The 26170-nt window shown below is 70.5% G+C and carries 24 protein-coding genes; 19 read left to right on the forward strand and 5 right to left on the reverse strand.

Going from position 1 to position 26170, the window contains the following annotated elements:
• Positions 1-8 precede the first annotated feature (8 nt).
• Together ABZX12_RS05835 and ABZX12_RS05840 are read left to right on the forward strand one after the other, a co-directional pair.
• Positions 9-1865, forward strand: a complete 1857-nt coding sequence (locus ABZX12_RS05835) for an ABC transporter ATP-binding protein (RefSeq protein WP_355690209.1) — start codon at positions 9-11, stop codon at positions 1863-1865.
• Positions 1862-3658 (forward strand): ABC transporter ATP-binding protein, encoded by a 1797-nt coding sequence (locus ABZX12_RS05840; protein ID WP_355690211.1) that lies wholly within the window; start codon positions 1862-1864, stop codon positions 3656-3658. The genes ABZX12_RS05835 and ABZX12_RS05840 overlap by 4 nt, the downstream gene beginning before the upstream one ends.
• An 82-nt stretch (positions 3659-3740) precedes the next feature.
• Here the strand turns inward: ABZX12_RS05840 and ABZX12_RS05845 are convergent, their stop codons facing one another.
• Both ABZX12_RS05845 and ABZX12_RS05850 read right to left on the reverse strand, forming a co-directional pair.
• Positions 3741-4055 carry a Fe-S cluster assembly protein HesB gene (locus ABZX12_RS05845; RefSeq protein WP_355690212.1) on the reverse strand — a complete coding sequence of 105 codons (315 nt, stop codon included), beginning with the start codon at positions 4053-4055 and terminating at the stop codon, positions 3741-3743.
• A gap of 236 nt (positions 4056-4291) precedes the next feature.
• Positions 4292-5296: a hypothetical protein gene (locus tag ABZX12_RS05850; protein WP_355690214.1), complete on the reverse strand. Its 1005-nt coding sequence runs from the start codon at positions 5294-5296 to the stop codon at positions 4292-4294.
• 178 nt (positions 5297-5474) lie between these two features.
• On the opposite strand from ABZX12_RS05850, the gene ABZX12_RS05855 reads away from it, so the two are divergent.
• Entirely contained in the window at positions 5475-6341 is an 867-nt protein-coding gene (locus ABZX12_RS05855; RefSeq protein WP_355690216.1) for a GNAT family N-acetyltransferase, read from the forward strand.
• Here the strand turns inward: ABZX12_RS05855 and ABZX12_RS05860 are convergent.
• Positions 6338-7423, reverse strand: a complete 1086-nt coding sequence (locus tag ABZX12_RS05860) for a dipeptidase (protein WP_355690218.1) — start codon at positions 7421-7423, stop codon at positions 6338-6340. The two genes, ABZX12_RS05855 and ABZX12_RS05860, sit on opposite strands and share 4 nt — an antisense overlap.
• A 60-nt stretch (positions 7424-7483) precedes the next feature.
• On the opposite strand from ABZX12_RS05860, the gene hisI reads away from it, so the two are divergent.
• From hisI to ABZX12_RS05925, 13 genes are all read left to right on the forward strand, one after another.
• Entirely contained in the window at positions 7484-7816 is a 333-nt protein-coding gene (gene hisI / locus ABZX12_RS05865; protein WP_355690219.1) for a phosphoribosyl-AMP cyclohydrolase, read from the forward strand.
• Positions 7813-9303 (forward strand): anthranilate synthase component I, encoded by a 1491-nt coding sequence (locus tag ABZX12_RS05870; RefSeq protein ID WP_355690221.1) that lies wholly within the window; start codon positions 7813-7815, stop codon positions 9301-9303. Before hisI ends, ABZX12_RS05870 begins: the two co-directional genes overlap by 4 nt.
• A complete protein-coding gene (locus tag ABZX12_RS05875; RefSeq protein ID WP_355690223.1) occupies positions 9300-9842 on the forward strand; it encodes a Trp biosynthesis-associated membrane protein in 543 nt (180 codons plus the stop codon). The genes ABZX12_RS05870 and ABZX12_RS05875 overlap by 4 nt, the downstream gene beginning before the upstream one ends.
• 56 nt (positions 9843-9898) lie before the next feature.
• Positions 9899-10156, forward strand: a complete 258-nt coding sequence (locus tag ABZX12_RS05880; protein WP_355690224.1) for an HGxxPAAW family protein — start codon at positions 9899-9901, stop codon at positions 10154-10156.
• A 13-nt stretch (positions 10157-10169) separates the two neighbouring features.
• On the forward strand, positions 10170-10976 hold the full coding sequence (gene trpC / locus ABZX12_RS05885; protein ID WP_355690225.1) for an indole-3-glycerol phosphate synthase TrpC: 807 nt from the start codon (positions 10170-10172) through the stop codon (positions 10974-10976).
• Between the two features lie 77 nt (positions 10977-11053).
• On the forward strand, positions 11054-12265 hold the full coding sequence (gene trpB, locus ABZX12_RS05890) for a tryptophan synthase subunit beta (protein ID WP_355690227.1): 1212 nt from the start codon (positions 11054-11056) through the stop codon (positions 12263-12265).
• Positions 12258-13082 carry a tryptophan synthase subunit alpha gene (trpA, locus tag ABZX12_RS05895; RefSeq protein WP_355690228.1) on the forward strand — a complete coding sequence of 275 codons (825 nt, stop codon included), beginning with the start codon at positions 12258-12260 and terminating at the stop codon, positions 13080-13082. The genes trpB and trpA overlap by 8 nt, the downstream gene beginning before the upstream one ends.
• Before the next feature lie 7 nt (positions 13083-13089).
• Positions 13090-13749: an SCO family protein gene (locus ABZX12_RS05900; RefSeq protein ID WP_355690230.1), complete on the forward strand. Its 660-nt coding sequence runs from the start codon at positions 13090-13092 to the stop codon at positions 13747-13749.
• Positions 13746-14219, forward strand: coding sequence for a MauE/DoxX family redox-associated membrane protein (locus ABZX12_RS05905; RefSeq protein WP_355690231.1), 474 nt, complete (start codon positions 13746-13748; stop codon positions 14217-14219). Before ABZX12_RS05900 ends, ABZX12_RS05905 begins: the two co-directional genes overlap by 4 nt.
• On the forward strand, positions 14216-14923 hold the full coding sequence (locus tag ABZX12_RS05910; RefSeq protein WP_355690232.1) for a thioredoxin domain-containing protein: 708 nt from the start codon (positions 14216-14218) through the stop codon (positions 14921-14923). Before ABZX12_RS05905 ends, ABZX12_RS05910 begins: the two co-directional genes overlap by 4 nt.
• Positions 14924-14974: 51 nt before the next feature.
• Entirely contained in the window at positions 14975-16039 is a 1065-nt protein-coding gene (gene lgt / locus ABZX12_RS05915; RefSeq protein ID WP_355690234.1) for a prolipoprotein diacylglyceryl transferase, read from the forward strand.
• Entirely contained in the window at positions 16032-16757 is a 726-nt protein-coding gene (locus tag ABZX12_RS05920) for a VIT1/CCC1 transporter family protein (RefSeq protein WP_355690235.1), read from the forward strand. The genes lgt and ABZX12_RS05920 overlap by 8 nt, the downstream gene beginning before the upstream one ends.
• Positions 16758-16827: 70 nt before the next feature.
• Entirely contained in the window at positions 16828-17604 is a 777-nt protein-coding gene (locus ABZX12_RS05925) for a hypothetical protein (protein WP_355690237.1), read from the forward strand.
• On the opposite strand, the gene ABZX12_RS05930 is transcribed toward ABZX12_RS05925, so the two are convergent.
• A complete protein-coding gene (locus tag ABZX12_RS05930; RefSeq protein WP_355690238.1) occupies positions 17605-18633 on the reverse strand; it encodes a 1-aminocyclopropane-1-carboxylate deaminase in 1029 nt (342 codons plus the stop codon).
• A 26-nt stretch (positions 18634-18659) separates the two neighbouring features.
• Between ABZX12_RS05930 and ABZX12_RS05935 the strand changes: the two genes are divergently transcribed.
• Positions 18660-19448 carry a hypothetical protein gene (locus ABZX12_RS05935; protein ID WP_355690240.1) on the forward strand — a complete coding sequence of 263 codons (789 nt, stop codon included), beginning with the start codon at positions 18660-18662 and terminating at the stop codon, positions 19446-19448.
• Here ABZX12_RS05935 and ABZX12_RS05940 read toward each other — a convergent pair.
• On the reverse strand, positions 19385-19900 hold the full coding sequence (locus tag ABZX12_RS05940) for a hypothetical protein (protein WP_355690241.1): 516 nt from the start codon (positions 19898-19900) through the stop codon (positions 19385-19387). The two genes, ABZX12_RS05935 and ABZX12_RS05940, sit on opposite strands and share 64 nt — an antisense overlap.
• A 241-nt stretch (positions 19901-20141) precedes the next feature.
• Here ABZX12_RS05940 and gltB point away from each other — a divergent pair, with 241 nt between their 5' ends.
• Together gltB and ABZX12_RS05950 are read left to right on the forward strand one after the other, a co-directional pair.
• Positions 20142-24665: a glutamate synthase large subunit gene (gene gltB / locus ABZX12_RS05945; protein ID WP_355690242.1), complete on the forward strand. Its 4524-nt coding sequence runs from the start codon at positions 20142-20144 to the stop codon at positions 24663-24665.
• A complete protein-coding gene (locus ABZX12_RS05950; protein ID WP_355690244.1) occupies positions 24665-26131 on the forward strand; it encodes a glutamate synthase subunit beta in 1467 nt (488 codons plus the stop codon). Before gltB ends, ABZX12_RS05950 begins: the two co-directional genes overlap by 1 nt.
• Positions 26132-26170: the final 39 nt, after the last annotated feature.

Consider the following 26170-nt stretch of genomic DNA (forward strand, 5'->3'; position numbering starts at 1 on the left):
AGCGTGTCTTGCCTGTCCCGAAAGTCCCGGAAAAGGGCAGCGTCACCCGCCGGGGGTTCGCCGTTCTGCGGGTGGCGATCTGGGAGGAGCCGGGGATCTTCGCGCTGTCCGTGCTCGCCGCGATGCTCTACGGCGCCATGACGGTGGCCGGCGGCTGGGCGCTCGGCTGGGCGACGGACCACGTGCTGCGGCCCGCGTTCGAGAGCGGGGAGACCACGGCCGGTGCGATCGGGTCGCTGATCGGCCTGTTCATCGGCATCGCGATCCTGAACGCGATCGGCGTCGTCGGGCGGCGGCTGGGCGCCGGTGTGATGCAGTTCCGGCTGCAGGCGACGTACCGGCGACGTGTCACCCGGCAGTACCTGAAGCTCCCGCTGGAGTGGCACCACCAGCACTCGACCGGCATGTTGCTCTCGAATGCCAACGCCGACGTCGAGTCGACCTGGTTCGTGATCGCGCCGCTGCCGATGGCGATCGGCGTGATCGCGATGCTGGTGTTCGCGACCGTCGCGATGTTCGCCGCCGACGTCTGGCTGGCGCTGGTCGGGTGCCTGGTGTTCCCGCTGGTCTTCCTCGCGAACGTGATCTTCCAGCGGTACCTGCAGCCGCTCGCCACCCGGGCGCAGCAGCTCCGCGCGGATGTCTCCGAGGTCGCGCACGAATCGTTCGACGGGGCGCTGGTGGTGAAGACGCTGGGCCGGGAGTCGGCCGAGACCGAGCGCTTCCGCGGCCCGACGTACGCGCTGCGGGACGCGAACATCGCGGTGAACAAGGCCCGCGGCCTGTTCGACCCGGTCATCGACGGCCTGCCCCGGCTCGGCGTGCTCGCGGTGCTGCTGGTCGGCGTCGCGCGGGTGCGCTCGGGCGGCGCGGACGCGGGCGACGTGGTGCAGGTGGCGTTCCTGTTCACGCTGATCGGGTTCCCGATCCGCGCGCTCGGCTGGGTCCTCGGCGAGCTGCCGCGGTCGGTCGTCGGGTGGGACCGCATCCAGCGGGTGCTCACGGCCGAGGGCGGCACGGAGTACGGCGAGCAGCGGCTGACGTCGACGAAGGCGGCCCGGCTGGAGGTCGGCGGCGTCCGGTTCGGGTATCTGCCGGATCGCGACGTGCTCGCCGGTGTGGACTTCGCCGTCGAGCCGGGCCGGACGGTCGCGGTCGTCGGCCCGACGGGCGCCGGCAAGTCGACGATGACCACGCTGCTGACGCGTCTGGTGGACCCGGAGCAGGGCGCGGTGAAGATCGACGGGATCGACCTGCGGGACCTGGCCCGGGACGAGCTGGCCGGATCCGTCGCGCTGGTGGCGCAGACCGCGTTCCTGTTCGACGACACGATCCGCGGCAACATCACGCTCGGCGGTGAGTACGGCGACGACGACGTGTGGGACGCGCTGCGGGTCGCGCAGGGCGACGGCTTCGTGAAGGCGCTGCCCGACGGGCTGGACACCAAGGTCGGCGAGCGCGGCACGACACTGTCCGGCGGTCAGCGGCAGCGGATCGCGCTGGCCCGCGCCCTGGTCCGGCGGCCGCGGCTGCTGATCCTGGACGACGCGACGAGCGCGGTCGACCCGCAGGTCGAGGCGCGCATCCTCGCCGGGTTGCGCTCGGCCGTCCAGGAGGACTCCGGCGCGGCGACGACCGTGCTGGTGATCGCGTACCGGAAGGCGACCATCTCACTCGCCGACGAGGTGCTGTTCCTGGACGAGGGCCGGATCGTCGCGCACGGCACCCACACCGAACTGCAGTCGTCCACGCCCGCCTACCGGGACCTGGTCGACGCCTACGAGAAGGACGCCGAGCGCCGCGAGGAAGAGGCGGAGCTCGCGGCGGACATCGACGACCTCGACGCGGAAGGGGCATCAGCGTGAGTGCGGCCGAAGCCAGCCGTCTTGACCACGGTGACAACGCGGGTGGGCTGCAGACCCTCAAGGAAGGCCTGAAGGTCTCACCCGAGCTCGCGCGCGGGTGGTGGGTGACCGGGATCCTCGCGCTGACGATGACCGCCGGGCGGATCGTCGTACCGATCGCGGTGCAGCAGACGATCGACAAGGGCCTGTCCGGCCCGAACGGCCCGGACATGTCGTACGTCGCCTGGATGTGCCTGATCTGCGCGCTCGGCGTGATCGTGACGGCCGGCGCGTCGTACCTGACGACCGTGCGGCTCGCGGTCAACTCCGAGCACGGCCTGGCCACGATGCGGATCAAGGCGTTCCGGCACGTGCACGACCTGCCGGTGCTGACGCAGAGCACCGAGCGCCGCGGCGCGCTGGTCAGCCGGGTCACCTCGGACGTGGACACCGTGTCGCAGTTCCTGCAGTTCGGCGGGTTCATCTTCCTGGTCAGCATCGGGCAGATGCTGCTCGCGACGATCGTGATGTTCTTCTACTCCTGGCAGCTCGCGCTCGTCGTGCTGCTGTGCTTCATCCCGCTGTTCGCGAGCCTGAAGTACCTGCAGCGCGCGATGTCCGCGGCGTACGGCGTGGTGCGGGCCAAGGTCGGCGAGATGCTGTCCGCGATCGCGGAGCCGGTCGTCGGCGCCCAGGTGGTCCGCTCGTACGCGATCGAGCAGCGCACCCAGGACCGGATCGACGCCTCGATCGAGGACTACCGCCGGACCGCGACCAAGGCGCAGGCGCTGACCGGACTGACGTTCTCGATCGGCGGTCTGGCCGCCGGCCTGGCGAACGCCGGCGTCCTGACGGTCGGCGTGCTGCTCGGTGTCGACGGGCAGGCCACGCTGGGTGAGCTGCTCGCCTTCATGTTCCTGGTGGCCCTGTTCTCGGACCCGGTGCAGATCGCGACGCAGGTGCTGACCGACGCACAGAGCGCGTTCGCCGGCTGGCGCCGGGTGCTCGGCGTGATCGCCACGCCGGCCGACGTCGCGGACCCGGGCGAGGACGGCGTACAGCAGGCGCGCGGGCCGATCACGGTCGAGTTCGCCGACGTCGATTTCGCCTATCCCGAAGGCGAGCTGGTGCTGCGCGACGTCGACGTCCGGATCGAGCCGCACCGGCGGGTCGCCGTGGTCGGGGAGACCGGGTCGGGCAAGACGACGTTCGCGAAATTGCTGACCCGGTTGATGGATCCGACCTCCGGAGCGGTGAAACTGGACGGGGTCGACGCGCGCGAGATCTCGTTCGAGTCGCTGCGGGAGCGGGTCGTGATGGTGCCGCAGGACGGCTACCTGTTCGACGCGTCCCTGGCGGAGAACGTCCGCTTCGGGCGCCCGGAAGTGACGGATGCGGAGCTGGTCAGCGCGTTCGAGTCGCTCGGACTCACGGAGTGGCTGGAGTCGTTGCCGGACGGGTTGCAGTCGCCGGTCGGTCAGCGCGGCGAGTCGCTGTCGGCGGGGGAGCGGCAGCTGGTGGCGCTGGTCCGCGCGAACATCGCCGACCCGGACTTGCTCGTGCTCGACGAGGCGACCTCGGCGGTCGACCCCGGCACCGAGGTCCGGGTGAACGCGGCGCTCGAGCGCCTGATGGCCGGTCGTACGTCGGTCACGATCGCGCACCGGCTGTCGACGGCGGAGGCCGCCGACGAGGTCCTGGTCTTCGACGAAGGAGAGATCGTGGAGCGTGGTCCGCACGCCGAGCTCGTCGGCGCGGGAGGGGTCTACACCCGGCTGCACGACAGCTGGATCGCGCAACGCAGCGCCGTTTGACGCTCTGAGACGACAGCACGCCGGGAGACGACAGCACGCCGGCCGAGGCTCATGGTTCCCGGCCGGCGTGCGGATCGGTGGATCAGGGGGTCGGCGCAGCGCCGTTGCTCGGGCCCGGCTGCGGCACCAGCAAGAACTCGACACCGCCCTTGTCGTCGACCGCCGCGTCCAGGATCTTGTCGTCCAGCGCGTTCGCCGCGTTCTCCTCGAGGAAGACCCGCGCACCCGCCTCCTCGACCACCTGGTCGCCCGGTTGCGGAGCTTCTGTCGTCGTCACCGCGAGTGCCGGATCCGCCGGGTTGTCCTGCGAGATCCGCACCCCGGCGCCTTCCGGCGCGCCCTCGACCCCGGTGATGCTCTTGATCACCAGCGTCGCGTTCTCAGTCAGGGTCAGCACAGCCCACTCCATCCGTCGATTTGTCACTAGCCCTCGCCCCGTGCCCGACCACCGGAATCACAAACCTGGCCCCCACCCACCCCGGCCCACGCCACCGACCTCGCCGCCACCCGACCCGACCCGCGCGGCCCGTCGACCACATTCGACTTTGTGCACCAGATCTGTGCCCGCGGCGTACCGATCCACGGATCTGGTGCACAAGGTGGCGAGCAGCAGGGGTTGGGTGGCCGAGAGGGCTAGGCGGCTCGGGTGGTGGGGCCGGGGGTGGCGGATCGCCAGGTGGGGGCGGGGTCGGTACGGCGGGCGCCGCGGTTGAAGGCGGCGTGGAATCGGCGGATCAGATCACCGGGCCGGAAAACCGCGTCCTCCCAACCGAAGTGAACGATCTCGACACCGAGGTCGGACAGACGCTGGTCGCGCTCGAAAGTCCGGCGGAGCAGGCGGCGGCGTTCGGCCGGTGTCGAGGCCTCGAACTTCTCCAGGCCGTCGGCTTCTCCGATGGTGCGGAACGCCGGCCACCAGAAGTCGACACGGAACGGCACCCAGCGGTACCCGTCCCAGAACTCCACTTGAAGCACCGGACCCGGAAGCCCGCCGTCCGCGAACACGACACGCGCGTACGACTCGAGGGCCGACTCGGAGCGAGGGTCGCCCAGCGCAACAGCCGCCCGAGCCTTCCGTACGCCGGGCCAGCGGTGCTGACGCTCGAGCACCGCCTCGAGTTCCGCGAGCGAGACCGACCCGCACAAGGCGTGATCGACGGTCACCATGGCCTGACGAAGGGGTAGCTCGCGCGCGATGTCGACTGTGGTTCGAGCATCCGAGGTGATCCACAGCCCGCGATGCAGTTGCAGGTCTGGTGCGCTCAGGCCCGCGCGGCGCAGTACGACATCTGTGCGTTTCAGGTTGCGCCGGCGGCCCGGTTCGCAGGTGAGCCAGCTCGGGTTCAGCGCCGTACGACGGTCCTCATCGGTCCACGTGCGGAGGCCGACAAGGTCCGCGGCGGTGAGGTGGCTGATGACAGATCGCGGATGCGCTGCCTGCGCGCACGCCGCGCGGGCGAGTTGCTGGTCGACGGTTCCGCTGACGTAGCGTCCGTGCGCGCGCTGCAGTTCCCCGGCGCGCAGCAGCCGCTCGACGTCGTACTTCTGCAGACCCAACTCCAACAGGTCGACATGCCGCAGCGGCCCGCGCATCCGCCGGACCAGCCGCTCCCGCACCTCGTCCCCAAGCCTCTCCACCCACCCATCCTCCCGAAAACCGCGCCGCGTCGCCCGAAGGCCTGTGGACAACTCGACTTTGTGCACGGGATCCGCGTTTCCAGGCGTCGGAAGTACGGACACGGTGCACAAAGTCGGGCTTCGAGGTAGTGCGGGAAGTCGCGTGCGGATGGGTGGGGTTTTGGTGTGTGATCGGGGGATGGGTATCGAGTTGAGTACGCCGGGGATCGGTGAGCTGGGGGACGTGGTGGCGGTGTTGCGGGAGTGGCAGCGGGAGGATGTGCCGCTGCAGTTGCACCCGGGGGACCTCGGCTGGTTCTGGCGGTTCGGGGAGGACCGGACGGCGGCGGCGACGCGGGTCTGGCGCCGGGGCGGGCAGATCGTCGCGATCGGGATGCTCGACGAGCCGGACTGGCTGCGGATGTCGATCGCGCCGGACGTCCAGCGTGACGAGGAGCTCGCGCAGCGGATCGTCGACGACGTCTCCGCGCCTGCGACCGGCGTGCTGATCGAGGGCAAGGTGTACGTCGAGACGCCGATGGGCGCGCTCGTCCAGGACCTGCTGTTCAAGGACGGCTGGAACGCCGACGCACCGTGGGTGCCGCTGCGCCGCGACCTGTCCGAGCCGGTGCCGGATCCCGGCGCCCGGGTGGACGTGATCGGCGCGGAGGAGGCCCACGAGCGGACCGCCGTCCAGCGGGCGTCGTTCGACGGGTCGACCTTCACCGACGACCGCTGGTTCGCGATGTCCGACGGCCTGCCGTACGCCGATGCGCGCTGCCTCGTGCTCCGCAACGAGATCGGCGAGTCGGTGGCCGCGGCGACCGTCTGGTCGGCCGGCGAGGGACGCCCCGGCTACATCGAGCCGATGGGCGTCCACCGCCTGCACCGCGGCCGCGGCTACGGCACCGCGATGGTCCTCGGCTGCGCGCGGCACCTGCGGGAGATGGGGGCCTCCAGCATCTACACGGTCACACCGGCCACCAACGAGGGGGCGGTCGCGACGTACCAGGCCGCCGGGATGCAGGCGCTGGACGAGGTCCGCTCCCAGTACCGGGAAGCCTAGGCCCTGACGTCGTCCGCGGCCCGGAGCACGCGCAGGATGTTGCCTCCGGCAAGTTTGCCGAGGTCCTCGGAGCTCCAGCCGCGGCCGGCCAGCGCCTCGAACAGCACCGGGTAGGACGCCACGTCGGGCAGCTCCACCGGGAACTCGGGGCACCCGTCGTAGTCGCCGCCGAGCCCGATGTGGTCGACGCCTGCCACCTCGCGGACGTGCTCGACGTGCGCGACCACGTCCGCCAGCGTGGTCTGCGGCTTCGGCACGCCGTAGCTCTCGGCGAGCTTCGCCTGATGTTCCGGGTTCAGCGGGTTCAGGCCCTGGTCCTGGGCCGCCTCCCGCGCGCCGGCGACCCAGTCGACGTACGCCTGCGAGGTGAAGTACGGCACGAAGGTCACCATGCAGACGCCGTCGTTGCCGGCCAGCGTCTCGAGGACGTCGTCCGGCGCGTTCCGCGGTACGTCGCAGACCGCGCGCGCCGACGAGTGGCTGAAGATCACCGGCGCGCTCGTCACCCGGAGCGCGTGCCGCATGGTGTCCGCGGACACGTGCGAGAGGTCGACCAGCATGCCGATCCGGTTCATCTCCCGGACGACTTCCTCGCCGAACTCGTTGAGCCCGCCGAGCACCGGTTCGTCGGTGGCCGAGTCGGCCCAGGACACGTTGTTGTTGTGGGTCAGCGTCATGTACCGGACTCCGAGCGCCCGCATCACCCGCAGGACGCCGAGCGACTCGCCGATCGAGTGGCCGCCCTCCATCCCCATCAGCGAGGCGACCCGGCCCGCCTTGATCGCCGCCTCGACCTCGTCGGCGGTGTCGGTGAGCTCCAGGTCCGCGGGGAAACGCGCGACCAGGCGCCGGACGAAGTCGAGCTGCTCGAAGGTACGCCGGACCGCGTGCTCGTCCTGCGGCACCCACAGGGACCAGAACTGCCCGCCGACCTGGCCGGCCCGTAGCCGGGGGAGGTCGGTGTTCAGCGACGGCACCGAGCCGCCCAGGTCGTACGCGTCCAGGTCGTAGCCGCACAGTTCGTAGAAAGCGATCGGCAGGTCGTTGTGCCCGTCGATCACTGGGTATTCGCTCAGCGTCATCCGGACACCTTCATCCGGACCGTGGTCAGAAGGCAACCCCGGATCGGGGACAATGGGTGGGTGACTATCGACGAGTTGACCTTCGACGCGGCCGGTCTGATCCCGGCGGTGGTGCAGCAGTACGACACGCGCGAGGTCCTGATGGTGGGCTGGATGAACGCCGAGGCGGTCCGCCGGACCGCGGCGACCGGGCGGAGCACGTTCTGGTCGCGCAGCCGGCAGGAGTACTGGGTGAAGGGCGAGACCAGCGGCCACCGTCAGCACGTGAAGCAGCTCCTCGTCGACTGCGACGCCGACACCCTGCTGGTCCTCGTCGACCAGGAAGGGCCGGCCTGCCACACCGGCACCCGCAGCTGCTTCGAGCACGGTGAGATCGAGGTGCAGGTAGCGTGACCGCCCCGGACCTGGAGACCTTCCGCGAGTACGCCAAGGACCGCCGGGTGATCCCGGTGACGCGCCGGCTGCTGGCTGACGCCGAGACGCCGATCGGGGTGTACGGCAAGCTCGCCGCCGAGCGCGAGGGCACGTTCCTGCTCGAGTCGGCGGAGAACGGCGGCGTCTGGTCGCGGTACTCGTTCATCGGCGTCCGTTCCGCCGCGACGCTCACCGAGCGCAACGGCGAGGCAGTCTGGACGGGTAACCCGCCTGTCGGCCTGCCGGACCACGGCGACCCGCTGCGGGCGTTGCGCGAGACTCTGGAGATCCTGCACACGCCGCGGCTGCCGGACCTGCCGCCGCTGACCGGCGGCATGGTCGGCTTCCTCGGGTACGAGGCCGTGCGCCGCCTGGAGCGGTTGCCGGACACAACGACCGACGACCTCGGCCTGCCCGAGCTGACTTTCCTGTTCGCGACCGACCTGGCCGCCCTCGACCACGAGACCGGCGAGATCTGGCTGATCGCGAACGCGGTCAACTGGGACGACTCCGACGAGCGCGTCGACGAGGCGTACGCCGACGCCGTCCGCCGCCTGGACGCGATGGAGCGCGACCTCGCGCAGCCGACCCCGTCGTACGTCGTGCGCGCCGACCGGCAGGCCCAGCCGGAGCCGCACCGGCAGCGCTCCAGCGCGGAGTACCGGCAGGCCGTCGAGCACGCGAAGGAGGAGATCCGCGCGGGCGAGGCGTTCCAGATCGTCGTCTCGCAGCGGTTCGAACTGCAGAGCAGTGCGTCCGCGCTGGACATCTACCGGGTGCTGCGCCGCTCCAACCCGAGCCCGTACATGTACCTCGTGCGGCTGGACGGGTTCGACATCGTCGGCTCCAGCCCGGAGGCGCTGGTGAAGGTCACCGAGAACAAGGTGATCCTGCACCCGATCGCGGGCACCCGCCGCCGCGGCGCCACGCCGGAGGAGGACCACGCGCTGGAGGAGGAGCTCCGGGCGGACGTGAAGGAACGCGCCGAGCACCTGATGCTCGTCGACCTGGGCCGCAACGACGTCGGCAAGGTCTGCGCGCCGGGCACGGTCGAGGTCGTCGATTTCATGGACGTGCGGCGCTACAGCCACGTGATGCACCTGGAGTCGACGGTCACCGGGCAGCTGAAGGCCGGTCTGACGGCGTTCGACGCGCTCACGGCCGCGTTCCCCGCGGGCACCCTGTCCGGGGCGCCGAAGCCGCGCGCGATGGAGATCATCGACAAGCTCGAGATCACCCGCCGCGGCGTGTACGGCGGCGTCGTCGGCTACCTGGACTTCGCCGGTGACGCGGACACCGCGATCGCGATCCGCACCGCGGTGCTGCGCGGCGGGACGGCGTACGTCCAGGCCGGGGCCGGCATCGTCGCGGACTCGGATCCGGCCGCCGAGGACGCCGAGTGCCGGACCAAGGCGGCCGCCGTGCTCAACGCGATCGCGGTCGCGGGAACGTTCACCGACGTATGAGGCCGCAACGGATCGTCGACGTCCTCGCCCTGGCGGCGCTGGTGCTGCTCGGGCTGTCGGGGTACCTGACCTGGGTGTCGGCAGACCCCGGGAACGGCCGCAACGACGTCGTCCTGAACGGCTACACGATCACCAAGGCCCCGGTGACGCTCGCGCTCGCCGCGGTGCTGGCCGTCGTGGTGCTCAGGCTGGCGGGAACGGCGCTGCGGAGAGTCCTGGGCGGTCTGGTGGCGCTGCTCGGGTTCGCGGCGATCTTCGTCGCCCTGGGCGTGCGCCCCGACGGCCCGGAACTGAGCCGGCTGCGGCCCGAGCTGAGCGACGTGCTGGCCGACCAGGTCACGCAGTCCCTGGGCCCGGCGCCGTGGTTCGCGCTGGCGGGCGGCATCGCGCTGATCGCGGCCGGTCTGCTGACCGTGCTGACCGCGCACCGTTGGAGGCGGGCCACGGCCCGTTACGAGCGTGATCCGGCGGCGGCTGGGCCGGATCACGGAGCGGATCAGTGGAAGGCGATCGACGCCGGGGAGGACCCGACTCTCTGATCGCGGCGGGCTACCGCCACAATAGGACGGGACGACGAGGAGGAGTGGCGCCAATTATGGACAATACGGTGGCCGATCAAGGGGCGAGCCGGATCGAGGACGAGGCTCCGCACGATCTGCACGGCAACAGCCCGGCGGCGTGGACGGCGGTCGCGATCGTGCTGGTCGCGTTCACGCTCGGCGCCATCGCGATGGTGCTCGGGCCGAACTGGGTGCTGTTCTGGATCTCCGTCGGGATCGCGGTTCTGGGGGCGCTGGCCGGCAAGGTGCTGCAGCTGCTGGGCTTCGGGGTCCCGACCGACGGCGACCACTGAAGGGCGGACGGACATGACTGTGCTTGACGACATTCTCGCCGGGGTCAAGGCCGACCTCGCGGAGCGCCAGGCGCGGGTCAGCCTGGACGACCTGAAGCTCGAGGCCCAGCGCAAGCCCGACGCCAAGGACCCGATGCCGGTGTTCCGCGGCGACGGGATCGCGGTGATCGCCGAGGTGAAGCGGTCCAGCCCGTCCAAGGGCGAGCTGGCCGAGATCACCGACCCGGCCGCGCTCGCCGGGGAGTACGAGCAGGGCGGCGCCGCGGCGATCTCGGTGCTCACCGAGGAGCGCCGGTTCAACGGCAGCCTCGACGACCTGCGTGCGGTCCGCGGCCGGGTCGACGTCCCCGTGCTGCGCAAGGACTTCATCGTCTCGTCGTACCAGCTCTGGGAGGCCCGGGCGGCCGGCGCCGACATGGTGCTGCTGATCGTCGCGGCGCTCGAGCAGGAGGCGCTGGTCTCGCTGATCGAGCGGGCCCAGTCGATCGGCCTGTGCCCGCTGGTCGAGGTGCACGACGAGGAGGAGACCCGGCGTGCGGTGGACGCCGGAGCCCAGCTCATCGGCGTGAACAACCGCAACCTGAAGACCCTCGAGGTCGACCGGGACACCTTCGCCCGGGTCGCGCCGACGATCCCGACCGAGCTCGTCCGCGTGGCCGAGTCCGGGGTTCGCGGCCCGCATGATGTAATCGAGTTCGCGCGCGCCGGGGCCGATGTCGTCCTCGTCGGTGAAACTCTGGTGACCGGCCGCGACCCGCGCGCCTCGGTCGCCGACCTCGTCGCCGCCGGATCGCACCCCGCCATCCAGCAGCGGCACTAGAACGCCCGCCCGGTCCAAACGGTGCGGGGCCGTAACTCTCCCCGCGCCGTACGGGCCGGGTCGGAAGGTTTTGTCGGATGAGTACTGTGCTGCCCGACCAGTTCGGGCACTTCGGCCGTTTCGGCGGCAGGTTCATGCCGGAGGCGCTGATCGCGCCGCTCGACGAGCTCACCCAGGCGTGGCGTGAAGCCATGGCCGATCGTGAGTTCACCGGCGAGTTCGAGCGGATGCTGCGCGAGTACATCGGCGCCCCGAGCCTGCTGTACGACGCGACCCGGCTGTCGGACGTCGCCGGCGCGCGGATCCTGCTCAAGCGCGAGGACCTGAACCACACCGGCGCACACAAGATCCGCAACGCGATCGGCCAGGCGCTGCTCACCAAGCGGATGGGCAAGCCGCGGGTGATCGCGGAGACCGGCGCCGGCCAGCACGGCGTCGCGACCGCGACCGCCTGCGCCTACCTCGGCCTGGAGTGCGTGGTCTACATGGGCGAGGTCGACACCGAGCGCCAGGCGCTGAACGTGGCCCGCATGCGGCTGCTCGGCGCCGAGGTGATCTCGGTCAAGACCGGCAGCCGGACCCTGAAGGACGCGATCAACGAGGCGCTGCGCGACTGGGTCGCGAGCGTCGACAAGACGCACTACATCCTCGGCACGGCGGCCGGATCGCACCCGTTCCCGGCGATGGTCCGCGACTTCGTCCGCGGCATCGGCGACGAGGCCCGGGAGCAGTCGCTCGAGCTGCTCGGCAAGCTGCCGGACGCCGCGGTCGCGTCGGTCGGCGGCGGCTCCAACGCGATCGGTCTGTTCACCGCGTTCATCGGCGACCAGGACGTGAAGCTGTACGGCGTCGAGCCGGGCGGCGACGGGTTCGAGACCGGCCGGCACGCGGCCACGATCAGCGCCGGCCAGGTCGGCGTCCTGCACGGCGCGCGGTCGTTCCTGCTGCAGGACGAGGACGGGCAGACGATCGAGTCGCACTCGATCTCCGCCGGGCTGGACTACCCGGGCGTCGGCCCGGAGCACGCATGGCTGGCCGAGACCGGCCGGGCGACGTACCGGCCGATCACCGACGCCGAGGCGATGGAGGCGTTCCGGCTGCTGTCGCGGACCGAGGGCATCATCCCGGCGATCGAGTCCGCGCACGCGGTCGCGGGCGCGCTCGACATCGCCAAGGAGCTGGGGCCGGAGGCTTCCATCCTGGTGAACCTGTCGGGCCGTGGCGACAAGGACATGGACACGGCCGCGACCTGGTTCGGCCTGGGCGAGGAAGGATCCGGCCGTGAGTGAGCTCGTTGCCCTGGGCAAGGCCGGTGCCGCGATCCGGAAGGCGAACGACGAGGGCCGCGGCGCGTTCGTCGGATACCTGCCGGCCGGTTTCCCGTCGTACGACGGGGCGCTGGACGGGCTGAAGGCGCTCGTCGACGGCGGCGCCGACGTGATCGAGCTCGGCCTGCCGTACAGCGACCCGGTGATGGACGGTGTCACCATCCAGCGCGCCACCGAGATCGCGCTGGCCGCCGGTCTGCGCACCCGTGACGTGCTCAGCACGGTCGAGAAGCTCGCGGCGTACTCGGACGTCCCGGTGCTGGTGATGACGTACTGGAACCCGGTCGAGCGGTACGGCGTGGACCGTTTCGCCGCGGACTTCGCCGGTGCCGGGGGAGCGGGGCTGATCACCCCCGACCTGATCCCGGACGAGGCCGCCGAATGGGTCGCGGCCGCGGACAAGCACGACCTGGACAAGGTGTTCCTGGTGTCGCCGTCGTCGACCGACGAGCGGATCGCGATGACCACGGCCGCCTGCCGCGGGTTCGTGTACGCGACCGCTGTGATGGGTGTCACGGGCGCCCGGGACAAGCCGTCGGAGCTGGCGGCGCCGCTGGTGGCCCGGACCCACGCGGCGACCGGTCTGCCGGTCGGTGTCGGCCTCGGCATCTCGAACGGCGACCAGGCGGCCGGGGTGACCGCGTTCGCGGACGCCGCGATCGTCGGCGCCGCGCTCGTGAAGGCGCTCGGCGAGGGTGGTCCGGCTGCGGTTCGTGCGCTGGCGGAGGACCTGTCCGCAGGCGTCCGCCGGGAACCCCGTGCGACCGTTGCTCGTTAGTACCGCCGTGAGTCGAACCAGGAGCACCGCCGTCCTTTTCCTGGCGGCGGTGGCCCTGCTTGCCCTCGCGGGCTGCAGCGGCAAGGAGGAGAAGCCGGACAATCCGGGCGGCGCGATCATCCGCAGCAGCCAGGACCCGAACGGGTTGCGCGGCGCGACGCTCGACCGGCCGTACTCGATGCCCGCGGCCACCTTGACCGACACCGGCGGGAACCCGTTCAACCTGGTCACCTCGACCAAGAAGCCGGTCACGCTGGTGTTCTTCGGGTACACGAACTGCCCGGACGTCTGCCCGACCGTGATGGCCGACGTGGCGTCCGCGCTGACCAAGCTGGACCAGCAGGTGCAGGACCAGATCCAGATGCTGTTCATCACCACGGACCCGGCGCGCGACACCGGCCCGGTGATCCGCAAGTACCTGGACCGGTTCGACCCGTCGTTCGTCGGGCTGACCGGCTCGCTGACGTCGATCAAGGACATCGCCAAGGCCGTCGGCGTCCCGGTGGAAGGGATGCAGAAGCTGCCCTCCGGCGGGTACGAGGTCGGTCACGGAGCGCAGGTGATCGGCTTCGGGAAGAACGACAAGGCGACCGTGCTATGGCTGTCGAACGCCGCGATCGGCGACCTCGCGCACGACTTCGGCAAACTGGTGGAGGCCAACCGGTGAAGTCGTGGGTGTCGCTGGTGGCGCGGCTCGTGCTGGGCAGCGTGATGCTGGTGGCCGGTGCGCTGAAGGTGACCGACCCGGAGACCGCTGCGCAGGCGGTTCGTGCCTACGAGTTGCTCCCGTCCTCGCTGGTGGAGCCGGTCGGCTGGGGACTGCCGTTCCTGGAGATCGCGATCGGGCTGCTGCTGATCATCGGCTTCGGTGTCCGGGCCTCGGCGGCCGCGGCCGGTGTCTTGATGGTCGTGTTCATCGCCGCGGTGGCGTCCGCCTGGGCCCGCGGCCTGTCGATCGACTGCGGCTGCTTCGGCGGCGGCGGTCAGGTCGCGCCAGGGCAAACGAAGTACCTGCAGGAGATCCTCCGCGACGCCGGCCTGCTCGTGCTGGCCGGCTGGCTGTGGTTCAACCCCGTCAGCAAGTTCGCCGTCGTAGCGGAACCGAACAAAGAGCCGCAAGGAGCCACCGCGTCGTGAGCAAGGCCAAGTCCCCCGTGAATCCGCTGCTGCAGCAGCAGAAGCGCCGGATCTCACCCGGGATCATCGTGATGATCGTCCTGGTGCTGGCCCTCGGCGCCGGCGTCGGCGTGCAGTACTACCGCGGCCACTCCAAGGTCGAGGTGAGCTCGAACGGGCGCCCCGAGCCCGCGGTCGTCACCGGTCCGGGCACGGCCGGCAAGGGCGTCACGGTCGGCACGAGCGGCGCCAAGGTCACCATCGACCTGTACCTGGACTTCCGCTGCCCGCACTGCGCGGAGTTCGAGGAGAAGACCGGCGCGACGATCGACAAGCTCGTCCAGGACGGTACGGCGACGCTGACCTACTGGCCGCTGCAGTTCGTGAACCCGGACGCCTCGCCGCGGCTGGCGAACGCGTTCGCCGCGGCGGCCGCGAACGGCAAGGCGCTGAGCTTCGTCGACGAGCTGTACGGCGACTTCTCGAAGTCCTGGACCACCGACCAGTTGATGGAGCTCGGCAAGCAGCTCGGGGTCGGCGACGCGAAGTACCAGCAAGCCGTGCAGAACGACACGTACGCGAGCTGGCTGGAGTCCGTCGGCAAGGCCGCCGACGACCGGGGCGTGACCGGTACGCCGACCGTGTACGTCAACGGAAAGCAGCTGGAAGCCGGCCAACTGACACCCGACGGCCTGCAGCAGGCCGTGGACGCGATCGCATCGTGACCCTGCGTTCCTGGCCGTGGTCTGACGGGTCGAGTAGCGTCTCTCCTTGCCATGTCTAGTCTGAGTTCCGCCGTGTTGATTCCGGCGACCATCCCCAGTCCGAGCCAGGGTGTCTGGCACCTCGGACCGCTGCCGATCCGTGCGTACGCGCTGTGCATCCTGGCCGGCATCTTCGCCGGTTACTGGCTCGGCCGCCGGCGCTGGGTGGCGCGCGGCGGATCGGCGCCGGTGCTCGCCGACATCATGTTCTGGGCGATCCCGTTCGGGCTCGTCGGCGCGCGGATCTACCACGTGATCACCGACGCCGAGCTGTACTTCGGCGCCGGCAAGAACCCGCTCGACGCGCTGAAGATCTGGCACGGCGGGCTGGGCATCTGGGGTGCGGTCGGCTTCGGCGCGCTCGGCGCGTGGATCGCGTGCCGGCGGGCGAAGGTGCCGTTCCTGGCGGTCGCGGATCTGATGGCGCCCGGGATCGCGCTGGCGCAGATCTTCGGCCGGTTCGGCAACTACTTCAACCAGGAGCTGTTCGGCCGCCCGACGAGCAAGCCGTGGGGCCTGGAGATCGCCTTCGACAACCGTCCGGCCGGGTACAAGGACTTCGCCACGTTCCAGCCGACGTTCCTCTACGAGGCCGTCTGGAATCTCGGCGTGGTCGCCCTGATCCTGCTCGCCGACCGCCGGTTCAAGCTCGGCCACGGCCGGGCGTTCTTCCTGTACGTCGCGGCGTACACCGCCGGTCGGGCGTGGATCGAGAACCTGCGCATCGACACCGTGAACCACTTCCTCGGCCTGCGGCTGAACGTCTGGACCGCGCTGATCCTGTTCGTGCTCGCGGTCGTGGCCTTCGTGATCAGCGCCAAGCGCTACCCCGGCCAGGAAGACATCAGCACCGGCCCGGCCGCCGGCAAGCCCACCGGAGAGGCGAAGGACGCCACCGAGCCGGGTGACGCGAAGCAGGACGACGCCCAGCCGAGCGACGCGACGGCGGACGCCGACGCCGACGCCGCGCCCGGTTCCCCGGGCACCGGGGGAGGGGCTGCTGATGCGCCTCCCGCCTCGGCGGGGCCGGCTGCCGAGGCGACCACCGCGAGCAACAGCGAAGGGTCTCGTGACTGAGACGCCCGAGGTTTCGGCCGAGCATCACGGCGACCACACGCACCGTGATGTCAACGGCGGCTGGCTGCGCCCGGCGGTGTTCGGCGCGATGGACGGCCTGGTCTCGAATTTCGCCCTGATCGCCGGCATGGACGGCGGCACCGCCTCGGGCTCGAAGTTCATCGTGCTGGCCGGCCTCGCTGGCCTCGCCGCCGGCGCGTTCTCGATGGCGGCGGGGGAGTACACCTCGGTCGCCTCCCAGCGCGAACTCGCGCACGCCGAGATCGAGGTCGAACGCGCCGAGATCAAGAAGCACCCGATCGACGAGGAGATCGAGCTCGCCGAGACCTACCGCGCGAAGGGCCTCGATCCGGACCTGGCCAGCAAGGTCGCGAAACAGTTCCACGCCGACCCCGACCAGGCCCTCGAGGAACACGTCCGCGAGGAGCTGGGCATCGACCCCGGCGACCTCCCCAACCCGGTGATCGCCGCCGCCTCGTCGTTCATCTGCTTCGCCGTCGGCGCGTTCATCCCGCTGGCGCCGTACCTGCTCGGGGCCAACAGCGTCGTACCGGCCCTGATCCTGTCCCTGACCGCATTGTTCGTCTGCGGCGCCGTCGTCTCCCGCGTGACGAGCCGGTCCTGGTGGTACTCCGGCCTGCGCCAGCTGCTCCTCGGCGGGGCAGCTGCCGCCCTCACTTACTTCGTCGGCACCCTCGTCGGCCCCGGAATCGGGTAGCGCGGGCGCTACCGTCGAGGTCGCCTCGGCGTCATGGTTCACGCCGTACGGATTCGCCTAGCTTGTGCCCATGAAGAGGCTCGCCGTTCTCGCAGTCGCTCTCATTGTCGCCTTCGTCGTTGCTCCGGGCCTGCTGGCGAGCGACGGGGCGACCGCCGACCTGAGGAGTGAGGGCCACCTGGTCGGCGCCTTTCGCAGCGAGTTCGTCACGTACTGGGGCTCCGGCGAGCGGGACTTCGACCATGGCCTGCAACGGGTGGTCGACTACTGGTTCCGCTACCACCTGGCCAAGGGCCTGCTCGCCGGTGCGTTGCTGGTCGTGCTCGTCCCGCTCGGCGTGCTGCTGTGGCGCACGTTCGTGCGAACAGGTGGCCTCCGCGCGGCGGGGGCCGCGTCGGGCGGTGTTCTCTGCACCGCGCTGGCTGTCGTCTCGCTCGCGGCGCTGATGGCGAACATCCATGGAATGGCGGCGCCGTTCGGCTCGCTGCTCCCGATGTTGGTCGGCGCCCCGGCCGGTCCGCTGGACGACACGCTTGGGCAGGTCAGGCAGCAGTTGGCCGATGGGCAGCAGTCACCGCCGCTCGAGGTGATCACCAGCGACTATGTGCTGTTCCACGCGGTGATGGCCGTCGAAGGCGCGATCGTGGTCGCGGCGCTCGCCGTACTCACCGTCCTGCTGTGGCGGCGATTCACCAGAGCGAACGGGCGTAGCAGGCGAGTGCTGGCCGGGTACGGCGTGCTCGTCCCTGTCCTGTCGCTCGTACTCGCCGTCGTGGTGGTGGCGAACACGACCACGGCGGCGCATCCGCTGCCCGGCCTCGAAGGGTTCTTCGCCGGCGGCTGGTGATCAGTCGGCGATCCGCTGCGACTGGGTGAACAGGCTGCTGTAGGCATTCAGGGCGGGCTGGCCGCCGAGATGGGCGTACAGGACGGTGGAGTCCTTCGGGATGTCGCCGGTGCGGATCAGGTCGATCAGCCCGGCCATGGACTTTCCTTCGTAGACCGGGTCGATGATCATGCCTTCCAGTTGGCCGGTCAGACGGATCGCGTCGAGCGTTGACTGCACCGGGATGCCGTACTCGTCGCCGGCCCAGCCCTCGAGGACGGTGATCTCGTCGTCGCGGAGATCACGGCCGAGGCCGATCAGCTCGGCGGTGTTCCGGGCGATGCGTTCGACCTGGTCGCGGGTCTCCTGGAGTTTGGCGCTCGCGTCGATTCCGATCACCCGGCGCGGGCGGTCCTGGCCCGCGAACCCGGCGATCATTCCGGCGTGCGTCGAGCCGGTGACCGAGCAGACCACGATCGTGTCGAAGAAGACGCCCAGGTCCTGCTCCTGCTGCTGCACCTCGTACGCCCACTGAGCGAACCCGAGACCGCCGAGCCGGTGGTCCGAGGCGCCGGCCGGGATCGCGTACGGCGTACCGCCGCGGGCCTCGACGTCCGCGAGCGCCTGCTTCCAGCTGTCCTTGAAGCCGATCCCGAACCCGGCCGGGTCGAGGCGCACCTCGGCGCCCATGATCCGGCTGAGCAGGATGTTGCCGACCCGGTCGTTGAGGGCGTCCGGCCAGTCCACCCAGTTCTCCTGGACGAGCACCGCTTTGAGCCCGGCCTTGGCCGCCACGGCCGCCACCTGGCGGGTGTGGTTCGACTGGTAACCGCCGATCGACACGAGTGTGTCGGCGCCCTGCGCGAGCGCGTCCGGGATCAGGTACTCCAGTTTGCGCGTCTTGTTCCCGCCGTACGCGAGACCGGAGTTGCAGTCCTCCCGCTTCGCCCAGATCTTCGCCCCGCCCAGGTACGCCGACAGCCGCTCCAGCGGGTGCACCGGGCTCGGTCCGAACAGCAACGGGTACCGCGGAAAATCGCTCAGCCCCATCAGATGCCTCCACTACGCTCGGTCGAATGTTCCCTGGCGCGATCGACGTCCTTCCGGCCACCTACCTCGACCAGCTAGGCACCATCTTCGCGCGCTTCACGACCCAGGACTCCGGCAACTTCTCGTACGGCGTCCAAACCGCCGCCGCGCGCTACTTCGTGAAAACCGCCGGTGATCCCGCGGACACCCGGCCGTACCTGGACTTCGACGGCCGCGTCGCCCTCCTCCGCACCGCCGCCGAGCTGGCGCGATCGCTCACGCATCACACGCTCCCGGTGCTGCACGCCGTGATCGAGTCGGCCGCCGGACCGCTCCTCGTCTACGACTGGCGCGACGGCGACCTGCTGCACGAACCGGCGGCCCGCGAGCGCTTCCGGGCTCTGCCCACCGCGGAGATCCTGGCCGCGCTCGACGCCCTGTACGAGTTGCACGCCGCGCTGGACGCTGCCGGTTGGGTCGAAGGGGACTTCTACGACGGCGCGCTGATCTACGACTTCGAGGAGCGTCGGCTGACGGTGATGGACCTGGACACGTACCACCGCGGCCCGCACCGCAACACGATGTGCCGCATGTTCGGCTCCGAGCGCTTCATGGCCCCCGAGCAGCACGCCCTCGGTGCGCCCATAGACACCCGCACGACGGCATACGTCATGGCCCGCACCGCACAGGTCCTACTCCCCGAACCGCCACCGGCCCACCAGTCAGTACTCCTCGAGGCAACCACGACCCGCTTCTCCAACTACCAGGCGTTCTACGAAGCGTGGCTGACAGCCTCGTCCACAACCGCTGACAGCGTGGCCAGCCGCGAGACGTGATCGCCGGGGTCGGGCTGCATGAGCGCCCAGGCAGCCCGGGACACCCCCGTGTACGCCGCCACCAGCACCGCCCCACACCGCGCCGCACCCGTCGACCTGTCGCCGACGTATGCGGCGAGCAGATCCTCCAGCGGCACGTCCACGGCCAAACCTGCAGCCAAGGACTCCGGTGCCCACTCGACCGGCGACGTGTACGCCGTCCGCAGCGTGATGCCGTCAGCGTCCCGCTCGACGCCCAGGCAGGCGGGCGCGCGAAGCCCCGGCGTACCAGCGACGACGCCGGACTCGGCGACCAGCGCCTGCCGCTCCCAGAACGCGTGGTGGCGCGGATCGCTCACACCCGGGACGAGGCGCTTCACCACCTCGCCGGCGGGTGTCCGCCAGACTCCACCGGTCGCTTGGCCGGTGCCGCTGGTGAGCGGTTGCCACGCGGGGGAGGGCTGCCACGACATGGGACCGGCTTATCAGTCTCAGCAAGTGAATTTCAGGTGCTGTTGGTGGTTCCCGGAGCGGGTGGCTGGGAAGATAAGAGGCTAGTAGTGAGCGCTTGCTTACACAGGGTTAGCACGGCGTTTCGCAGTGGACAGGAAGTCCAACTGGCGGGCGTCATGAGGTAGTCTCGGGACTCCCGGCTTGGGCCAGTGTTGTCCCGCGGCCAGTTGTTTTTGACCGTAGGACGACGGGAGCTCCTGAATGTATGGTCGCCCCCCATTCCCGAGCGAGGGTCTCTACGACGGACGGCACGAGCACGACGCTTGTGGTGTCGCCTTCGTCGCGACCCTGACCGGTGAACCCAGCCACGACATCGTGGCCAAGGCATTGACCGCCCTGCGGAACCTCGAGCACCGTGGTGCGTCCGGTGCCGAGCCCGATTCCGGTGACGGCGCCGGCATCCTGATCCAGGTCCCGGACGCCTTCTACCGCAAGGTGTGCGCGTTCGAGCTGCCGGCTCCGCACAGCTATGCGACCGGTATCGCCTTCCTGCCGGCCGAGGCCGACGACGCTGCGAAGGCGATCGCCCGGATCGAGGAGCTGGCGGCGGAGGAGCAGCTGACGGTGGTCGGCTGGCGTGACGTCCCCACCACGCCGGAACTGCTCGGCGCGACCGCGCGCTCGGTGATGCCGACCTTCAAGCAGCTGTTCGTGACCGCGAAGGCCGGCCGCGTGCTCGGCCTGGCGCTGGAGCGGATGGCCTTCCGGCTGCGCAAGCGCGCCGAGAAGGAGACCGAGACCTACTTCCCGTCGCTGTCCGGCCGGACGATCACCTACAAGGGGATGCTGACCACCGACCAGCTGGACAAGTTCTTCCCCGAGCTGACCGACCCCGACCTCGCGTCCGCGATCGGCATTGTGCACAGCCGGTTCTCGACGAACACGTTCCCGTCCTGGCCGCTGGCGCACCCGTACCGGTACATCGCCCACAACGGCGAGATCAACACCGTCCAGGGCAACCGGAACTGGATGCGCGCCCGCGAGGCCCTGCTGTCCAGCGACCTGATCCCGGGCGACCTGGAGCAGCTCTACCCGATCTGTACGCCGGGAGCGTCCGACTCCGCGTCCTTCGACGAGGTCCTCGAGCTGCTGCACCTCGGCGGCCGTTCGCTGCCGCACGCGATGCTGATGATGATTCCGGAGGCGTGGGAGAACGCCGCCACCATGGATCCGAAGCGGCGCGCGTTCTACGAGTTCCACTCGACGCTGATGGAGCCGTGGGACGGCCCGGCGTCGGTGGTCTTCTCCGACGGTACGAAGGTCGGCGCGGTGCTGGACCGCAACGGCCTGCGCCCCTCGCGGTACTGGGTGACCGACGACGGCCTCGTCGTCCTCGCCTCCGAGGCCGGGGTCTTGGACATCGACCCCGCGACCGTGACCGAGAAGGGCCGGCTCGAGCCCGGCCGGATCTTCCTGGTCGACGTCGACGCGCACCGGATCATCACCGACGCCGAGGTGAAGAACGCGCTCGCCGCCGAGAACCCGTACGACGAGTGGCTGCACGCGGGCCTGATCCGCTTCGAGGACCTGCACGAGCGCGAGCACGTCGTCCACAGCCACGCCTCGGTGACCCGGCGCCAGCAGGTCTTCGGGTACACCGAGGAGGAGCTGCGGGTCATCCTCACCCCGATGGCGAAGTCCGGCGCCGAGCCGATCGGCTCGATGGGCACCGACACCCCGATCGCGGTGCTGAGCGACCGCCCGCGGCTGCTGTTCGACTACTTCGCGCAGCTGTTCGCCCAGGTCACGAACCCGCCGCTGGACGCGATCCGCGAGGAGCTGGTGACCTCGTTGTCGTCCAGCCTCGGCCCGGAGTCGAACCTGCTGAACCCGAGCCCGGCGTCCTGCCGGCAGGTGGTGATCCCGTTCCCGGTGATCACCAACGACGAGCTGGCCAAGCTCCGGCACATCAACCTCGACGGCGACATGCCCGGCCTGGCCACCACGGTCCTGCGCGGCGTGTACGACGTCGAAGGCGGCGGCGAGGCGCTCCGGACCCGGCTCGACGAGCTGTGCGCCGAGGCGAGCGCCGCGATCAACGACGGCGCCCGCATCCTGGTGCTGTCCGACCGGCACTCGAACGCCGACAGCGCGCCGATCCCGTCGCTGCTGCTGACCTCGGCGGTGCACCACCACCTGGTCCGGGAGAAGACCCGCACCCAGGTCGGCCTGGTCGTCGAGGCCGGTGACGTCCGCGAGGTGCACCACGTCGCGCTCCTGATGGGGTACGGCGCGGCCGCGATCAACCCGTACCTGGCGCTGGAGTCCGTCGAGGACCTGTGCCGCCAGGGGACCTACCTGCCCGGCGTCGAGCCGGAGCAGGCGATCCGTAACGTGGTGAAGTCGCTCGGCAAGGGCGTCCTCAAGGTGATGTCGAAGATGGGCGTCTCGACGGTCGCCTCGTACACCGGCGCCCAGATCTTCGAGGCGAACGGGCTGTCGCCGTTCCTGGTCGACATCTACTTCACCGGTACGTCGTCCAGGATCGGCGGCGTCGGCCTCGACGAGATCGCCGAGGAGGTCCGGCGCCGGCACCTGCGCGCCTACCCGGCCGACGGCATCCTGCCGGCGCACCGCAAGCTGGAGATCGGCGGCGAGTACCAGTGGCGCCGCGAGGGCGAGCCGCACCTGTTCGACCCGGACACGGTCTTCCGGCTGCAGCACAGCACCCGCACCGGTCGGTACGACATCTTCAAGCAGTACACGTCGAAGGTCGACGAGCAGTCCGAGCGGCTGATGACGCTGCGCGGCCTGTTCGGGTTCAAGTCCGACCGGCAGCCGATCCCGCTCGACGAGGTCGAGCCGGTGAGCGCGATCGTCAAGCGGTTCTCCACCGGCGCGATGAGCTACGGCTCGATCAGCGCCGAGGCGCACACCACGCTGGCGATCGCGATGAACCAGCTCGGCGGCAAGTCGAACACCGGCGAGGGCGGCGAGGACGCCGAGCGGCTGTACGACCCGGCCCGCCGGAGCTCGATCAAGCAGGTCGCGTCCGGCCGCTTCGGCGTCACGGCGGAGTACCTGACGAACTCCGACGACATCCAGATCAAGATGGCGCAGGGCGCGAAGCCCGGCGAGGGCGGGCAGCTGCCCGGCCCCAAGGTGTACCCGTGGGTCGCCGGCACCCGGCACTCGACGCCGGGCGTCGGCCTGATCTCACCGCCGCCGCACCACGACATCTACTCGATCGAGGACCTGGCGCAGCTGATCCACGACCTGAAGAACGCCAACCCGGCCGCCCGCATCCACGTGAAGCTGGTGTCCGAGGTCGGTGTCGGCACGATCGCCGCGGGCGTCTCCAAGGCGCACGCGGACGTCGTCCTGATCTCCGGCCACGACGGCGGGACCGGCGCGGCGCCGCTCACCTCGCTGAAGCACGCGGGCGGTCCCTGGGAGCTCGGTCTCGCCGAGACCCAGCAGACCCTGCTGCTGAACGGGCTGCGCGACCGCATCGTCGTCCAGGCCGACGGCCAGCTGAAGACCGGCCGGGACGTCGTCATCGCCGCGCTGCTCGGCGCGGAGGAGTACGGCTTCGCGACCGCGCCGCTGGTGGTGTCGGGCTGCATCATGATGCGGGTCTGCCACCTGGACACCTGCCCGGTCGGCGTCGCCACCCAGAACCCGGTGCTCCGCGAGCGGTTCTCCGGCAAGCCGGAGTTCGTGGTGAACTTCTTCGAGTTCATCGCCGAGGAGGTCCGGGAGTACCTGGCCGAGCTCGGCTTCCGCACGCTGGACGAGGCGATCGGGCACGCCGAGGTCCTCGACATCGAGCGCGCGGTCGACCATTGGAAGGCCGACGGGCTCGACCTGACGCCGATCCTGCACGTCCCGGCGCTGCCCGAGGGCGCGTCGCGGCACCGGACCACCGAGCAGAACCACGGCCTGGACAAGGCGCTCGACAACGAGCTGATCCGGATCTGTCAGCCGGCGCTCGAGAACGGCGAGCCGGTCCGCGCCCAGCTCGCGATCCGCAACGTCAACCGGACCGTCGGGACGATGCTCGGCCACGAGATCACCAAGCGGTACCGCGCGGCCGGCCTGGCCGACGGCACCATCGACCTGACCTTCACCGGGTCGGCCGGCAACTCGTTCGCCGCGTTCGTGCCGCGCGGGGTCACCCTGCGGCTCGAGGGCGACGCCAACGACTACGTCGGCAAGGGCCTGTCCGGCGGCCGGGTCGTGATCCGGCCGGACCGGCGGGCCCGGTTCGACGCCGCCGACCAGATCATCGCCGGCAACGTGATCGCGTACGGCGCGACGTCCGGCGAACTGTTCATCAGCGGCGGCGCCGGCCAGCGGTTCTGCGTCCGGAACTCCGGCGCGACCGCGGTCGTCGAGGCGGTCGGCGACCACGCGTGCGAGTACATGACCGGCGGGCGCGTCGTCGTCCTCGGCGCCGTCGGCCGGAACTTCGCCGCGGGCATGTCGGGCGGCGTGGCCCACGTGCTCGACCTGGACCGCGCCCTGGTGAACCCGGAGCTGGTGGACCTGCTCCCGCTCACCGAGGACGAGTCCGACCTGTTGCACGACCTGGTCCGGCGGCACCACGAGGAGACCGGTTCGGAACGGGCGGCCAAGCTGCTCGCCGACTGGCCCGCCGCGGCCGCCAGGTTCACCACGGTGATGCCCCGCGACTACGCCCGGGTGCTGGCGGCCAAGGCGGCCGCCGAGCGCGACGGCCTCGACGAGGACGCCACCACGCGAGCGATGATGGAGGCCATCTGATGGCTGACCCCAAGGGATTCCTGACCACCGGCCGGGAGGTTGCCGACCGGCGGCCGGTCGCCGAGCGCGTGCAGGACTGGAAAGAGGTCTACCCCGGCGGGCCCGGCAAGGCGCTGCTGCCGATCATCACCAAGCAGGCCGGCCGCTGCATGGACTGCGGCATCCCGTTCTGCCACAACGGCTGCCCGCTGGGCAACCTGATCCCGGAGTGGAACGACCTGGTCTGGCGGGACGACTGGTCGAGCGCGATCGAGCGGTTGCACGCGACCAACAACTTCCCGGAGTTCACCGGCCGGCTCTGCCCGGCGCCGTGCGAGACCGCGTGCGTGCTCGGGATCAACCAGGACCCGGTGACGATCAAGAACGTCGAGGTCGCGATCATCGACAAGGCCTGGGAGACCGGTGACGTCAAGCCGCAGCCGCCGGAATGGCTGACCGGCAAGACGATCGCCGTCGTCGGCTCCGGCCCGGCCGGCCTGGCCGCCGCGCAGCAGCTGACCCGCGCGGGGCACACAGTCGCGGTGTACGAGCGCGCCGACGCCCCCGGCGGCCTGCTGCGGTACGGCATCCCCGAGTTCAAGATGGAAAAGGTTCAGGTCGACCGCCGCATCCAGCAGATGAAGGAGGAGGGCACGGTCTTCCGCTCCGGCGTCAACGTCGGCGTGGACGTCACCGGCACCCAGCTGAAGCAGCGGTACGACGCCGTGGTGATCGCGACCGGGTCCACCGCGGCCCGCGATCTGCCGGTGCCCGGCCGTGAGTACGGCGGCATCCACCAGGCGATGGAGTACCTGCCGCAGGCCAACCGGGTCGCGCTCGGCCAGAACGTCGAGGACCAGATCGTTGCGACCGGCAAGGACGTGGTGATCATCGGCGGCGGCGACACCGGCGCCGACTGCCTCGGTACGGCGCACCGCCAGGGGGCTCGCTCGGTCACCCAGCTGGAGATCATGCCGCGGCCGTCCGACGAGCGCCCGGGGCACCAGCCGTGGCCGACGTACCCGATGATCTACCGGGTCGCCTCCGCGCACGAGGAGGGCGGCGACCGGGTGTACGCCGTCTCCACGGTGAACTTCGAGGCCGATGCCGCCGGCAACGTCTCCGGGCTGAACCTGGTCGAGGTGGAGTTCAAGGACGGCCGGTTCGCGCCGGTCGAGGGCACCGAGAAGCACATCCCGGCGCAGCTGGTGCTGCTCGCGATGGGCTTCGTCGGACCGGAGCGCGAGGGCTTCCTCGAGCAGCTCGGCGTCGAGCTCGACGAGCGCGGCAACGTGCAGCGGGACAAGAACTACCACACGTCGGTCGAGGGGGTCTTCGCCTGCGGTGACGCCGGCCGCGGCCAGTCCCTGATCGTCTGGGCGATCGCCGAGGGCCGCTCGTGCGCCAACGGCGTCGACACCCACCTCACCGGTTCGTCGACCCTTCCCACCCCCATCCCGCCGACCGCCCGCCCGCTGGCGGTCTGACCGACCTTGAGCACCGGCCAACCATGAAACGCCCCGCGA

This window comes from Kribbella sp. NPDC003505 (assembly GCF_040610875.1).
In the GTDB taxonomy this organism is placed as follows: Bacteria; Actinomycetota; Actinomycetes; order Propionibacteriales; family Kribbellaceae; genus Kribbella.

Excerpts from the sequence above, each read along its gene's own strand:
- ABZX12_RS05860 (WP_355690218.1), bottom strand. The coding sequence starts at position 7,423 with ATGACGCTGAGCGAATACCCAGTGATCGACGGGCACAACGACCTGCCG.
- ABZX12_RS05925 (WP_355690237.1), top strand. The coding sequence starts at position 16,828 with ATGAAGAGGCTCGCCGTTCTCGCAGTCGCTCTCATTGTCGCCTTCGTC.
- ABZX12_RS05940 (WP_355690241.1), bottom strand. The coding sequence starts at position 19,900 with ATGTCGTGGCAGCCCTCCCCCGCGTGGCAACCGCTCACCAGCGGCACC.
- trpB (WP_355690227.1), top strand. The coding sequence starts at position 11,054 with ATGAGTACTGTGCTGCCCGACCAGTTCGGGCACTTCGGCCGTTTCGGC.
- ABZX12_RS05935 (WP_355690240.1), top strand. The coding sequence starts at position 18,660 with ATGTTCCCTGGCGCGATCGACGTCCTTCCGGCCACCTACCTCGACCAG.
- ABZX12_RS05875 (WP_355690223.1), top strand. The coding sequence starts at position 9,300 with ATGAGGCCGCAACGGATCGTCGACGTCCTCGCCCTGGCGGCGCTGGTG.
- gltB (WP_355690242.1), top strand. The coding sequence starts at position 20,142 with ATGTATGGTCGCCCCCCATTCCCGAGCGAGGGTCTCTACGACGGACGG.
- lgt (WP_355690234.1), top strand. The coding sequence starts at position 14,975 with ATGTCTAGTCTGAGTTCCGCCGTGTTGATTCCGGCGACCATCCCCAGT.
- trpC (WP_355690225.1), top strand. The coding sequence starts at position 10,170 with ATGACTGTGCTTGACGACATTCTCGCCGGGGTCAAGGCCGACCTCGCG.
- ABZX12_RS05855 (WP_355690216.1), top strand. The coding sequence starts at position 5,475 with ATGGGTATCGAGTTGAGTACGCCGGGGATCGGTGAGCTGGGGGACGTG.
- ABZX12_RS05950 (WP_355690244.1), top strand. The coding sequence starts at position 24,665 with ATGGCTGACCCCAAGGGATTCCTGACCACCGGCCGGGAGGTTGCCGAC.
- ABZX12_RS05880 (WP_355690224.1), top strand. The coding sequence starts at position 9,899 with ATGGACAATACGGTGGCCGATCAAGGGGCGAGCCGGATCGAGGACGAG.
- ABZX12_RS05930 (WP_355690238.1), bottom strand. The coding sequence starts at position 18,633 with ATGGGGCTGAGCGATTTTCCGCGGTACCCGTTGCTGTTCGGACCGAGC.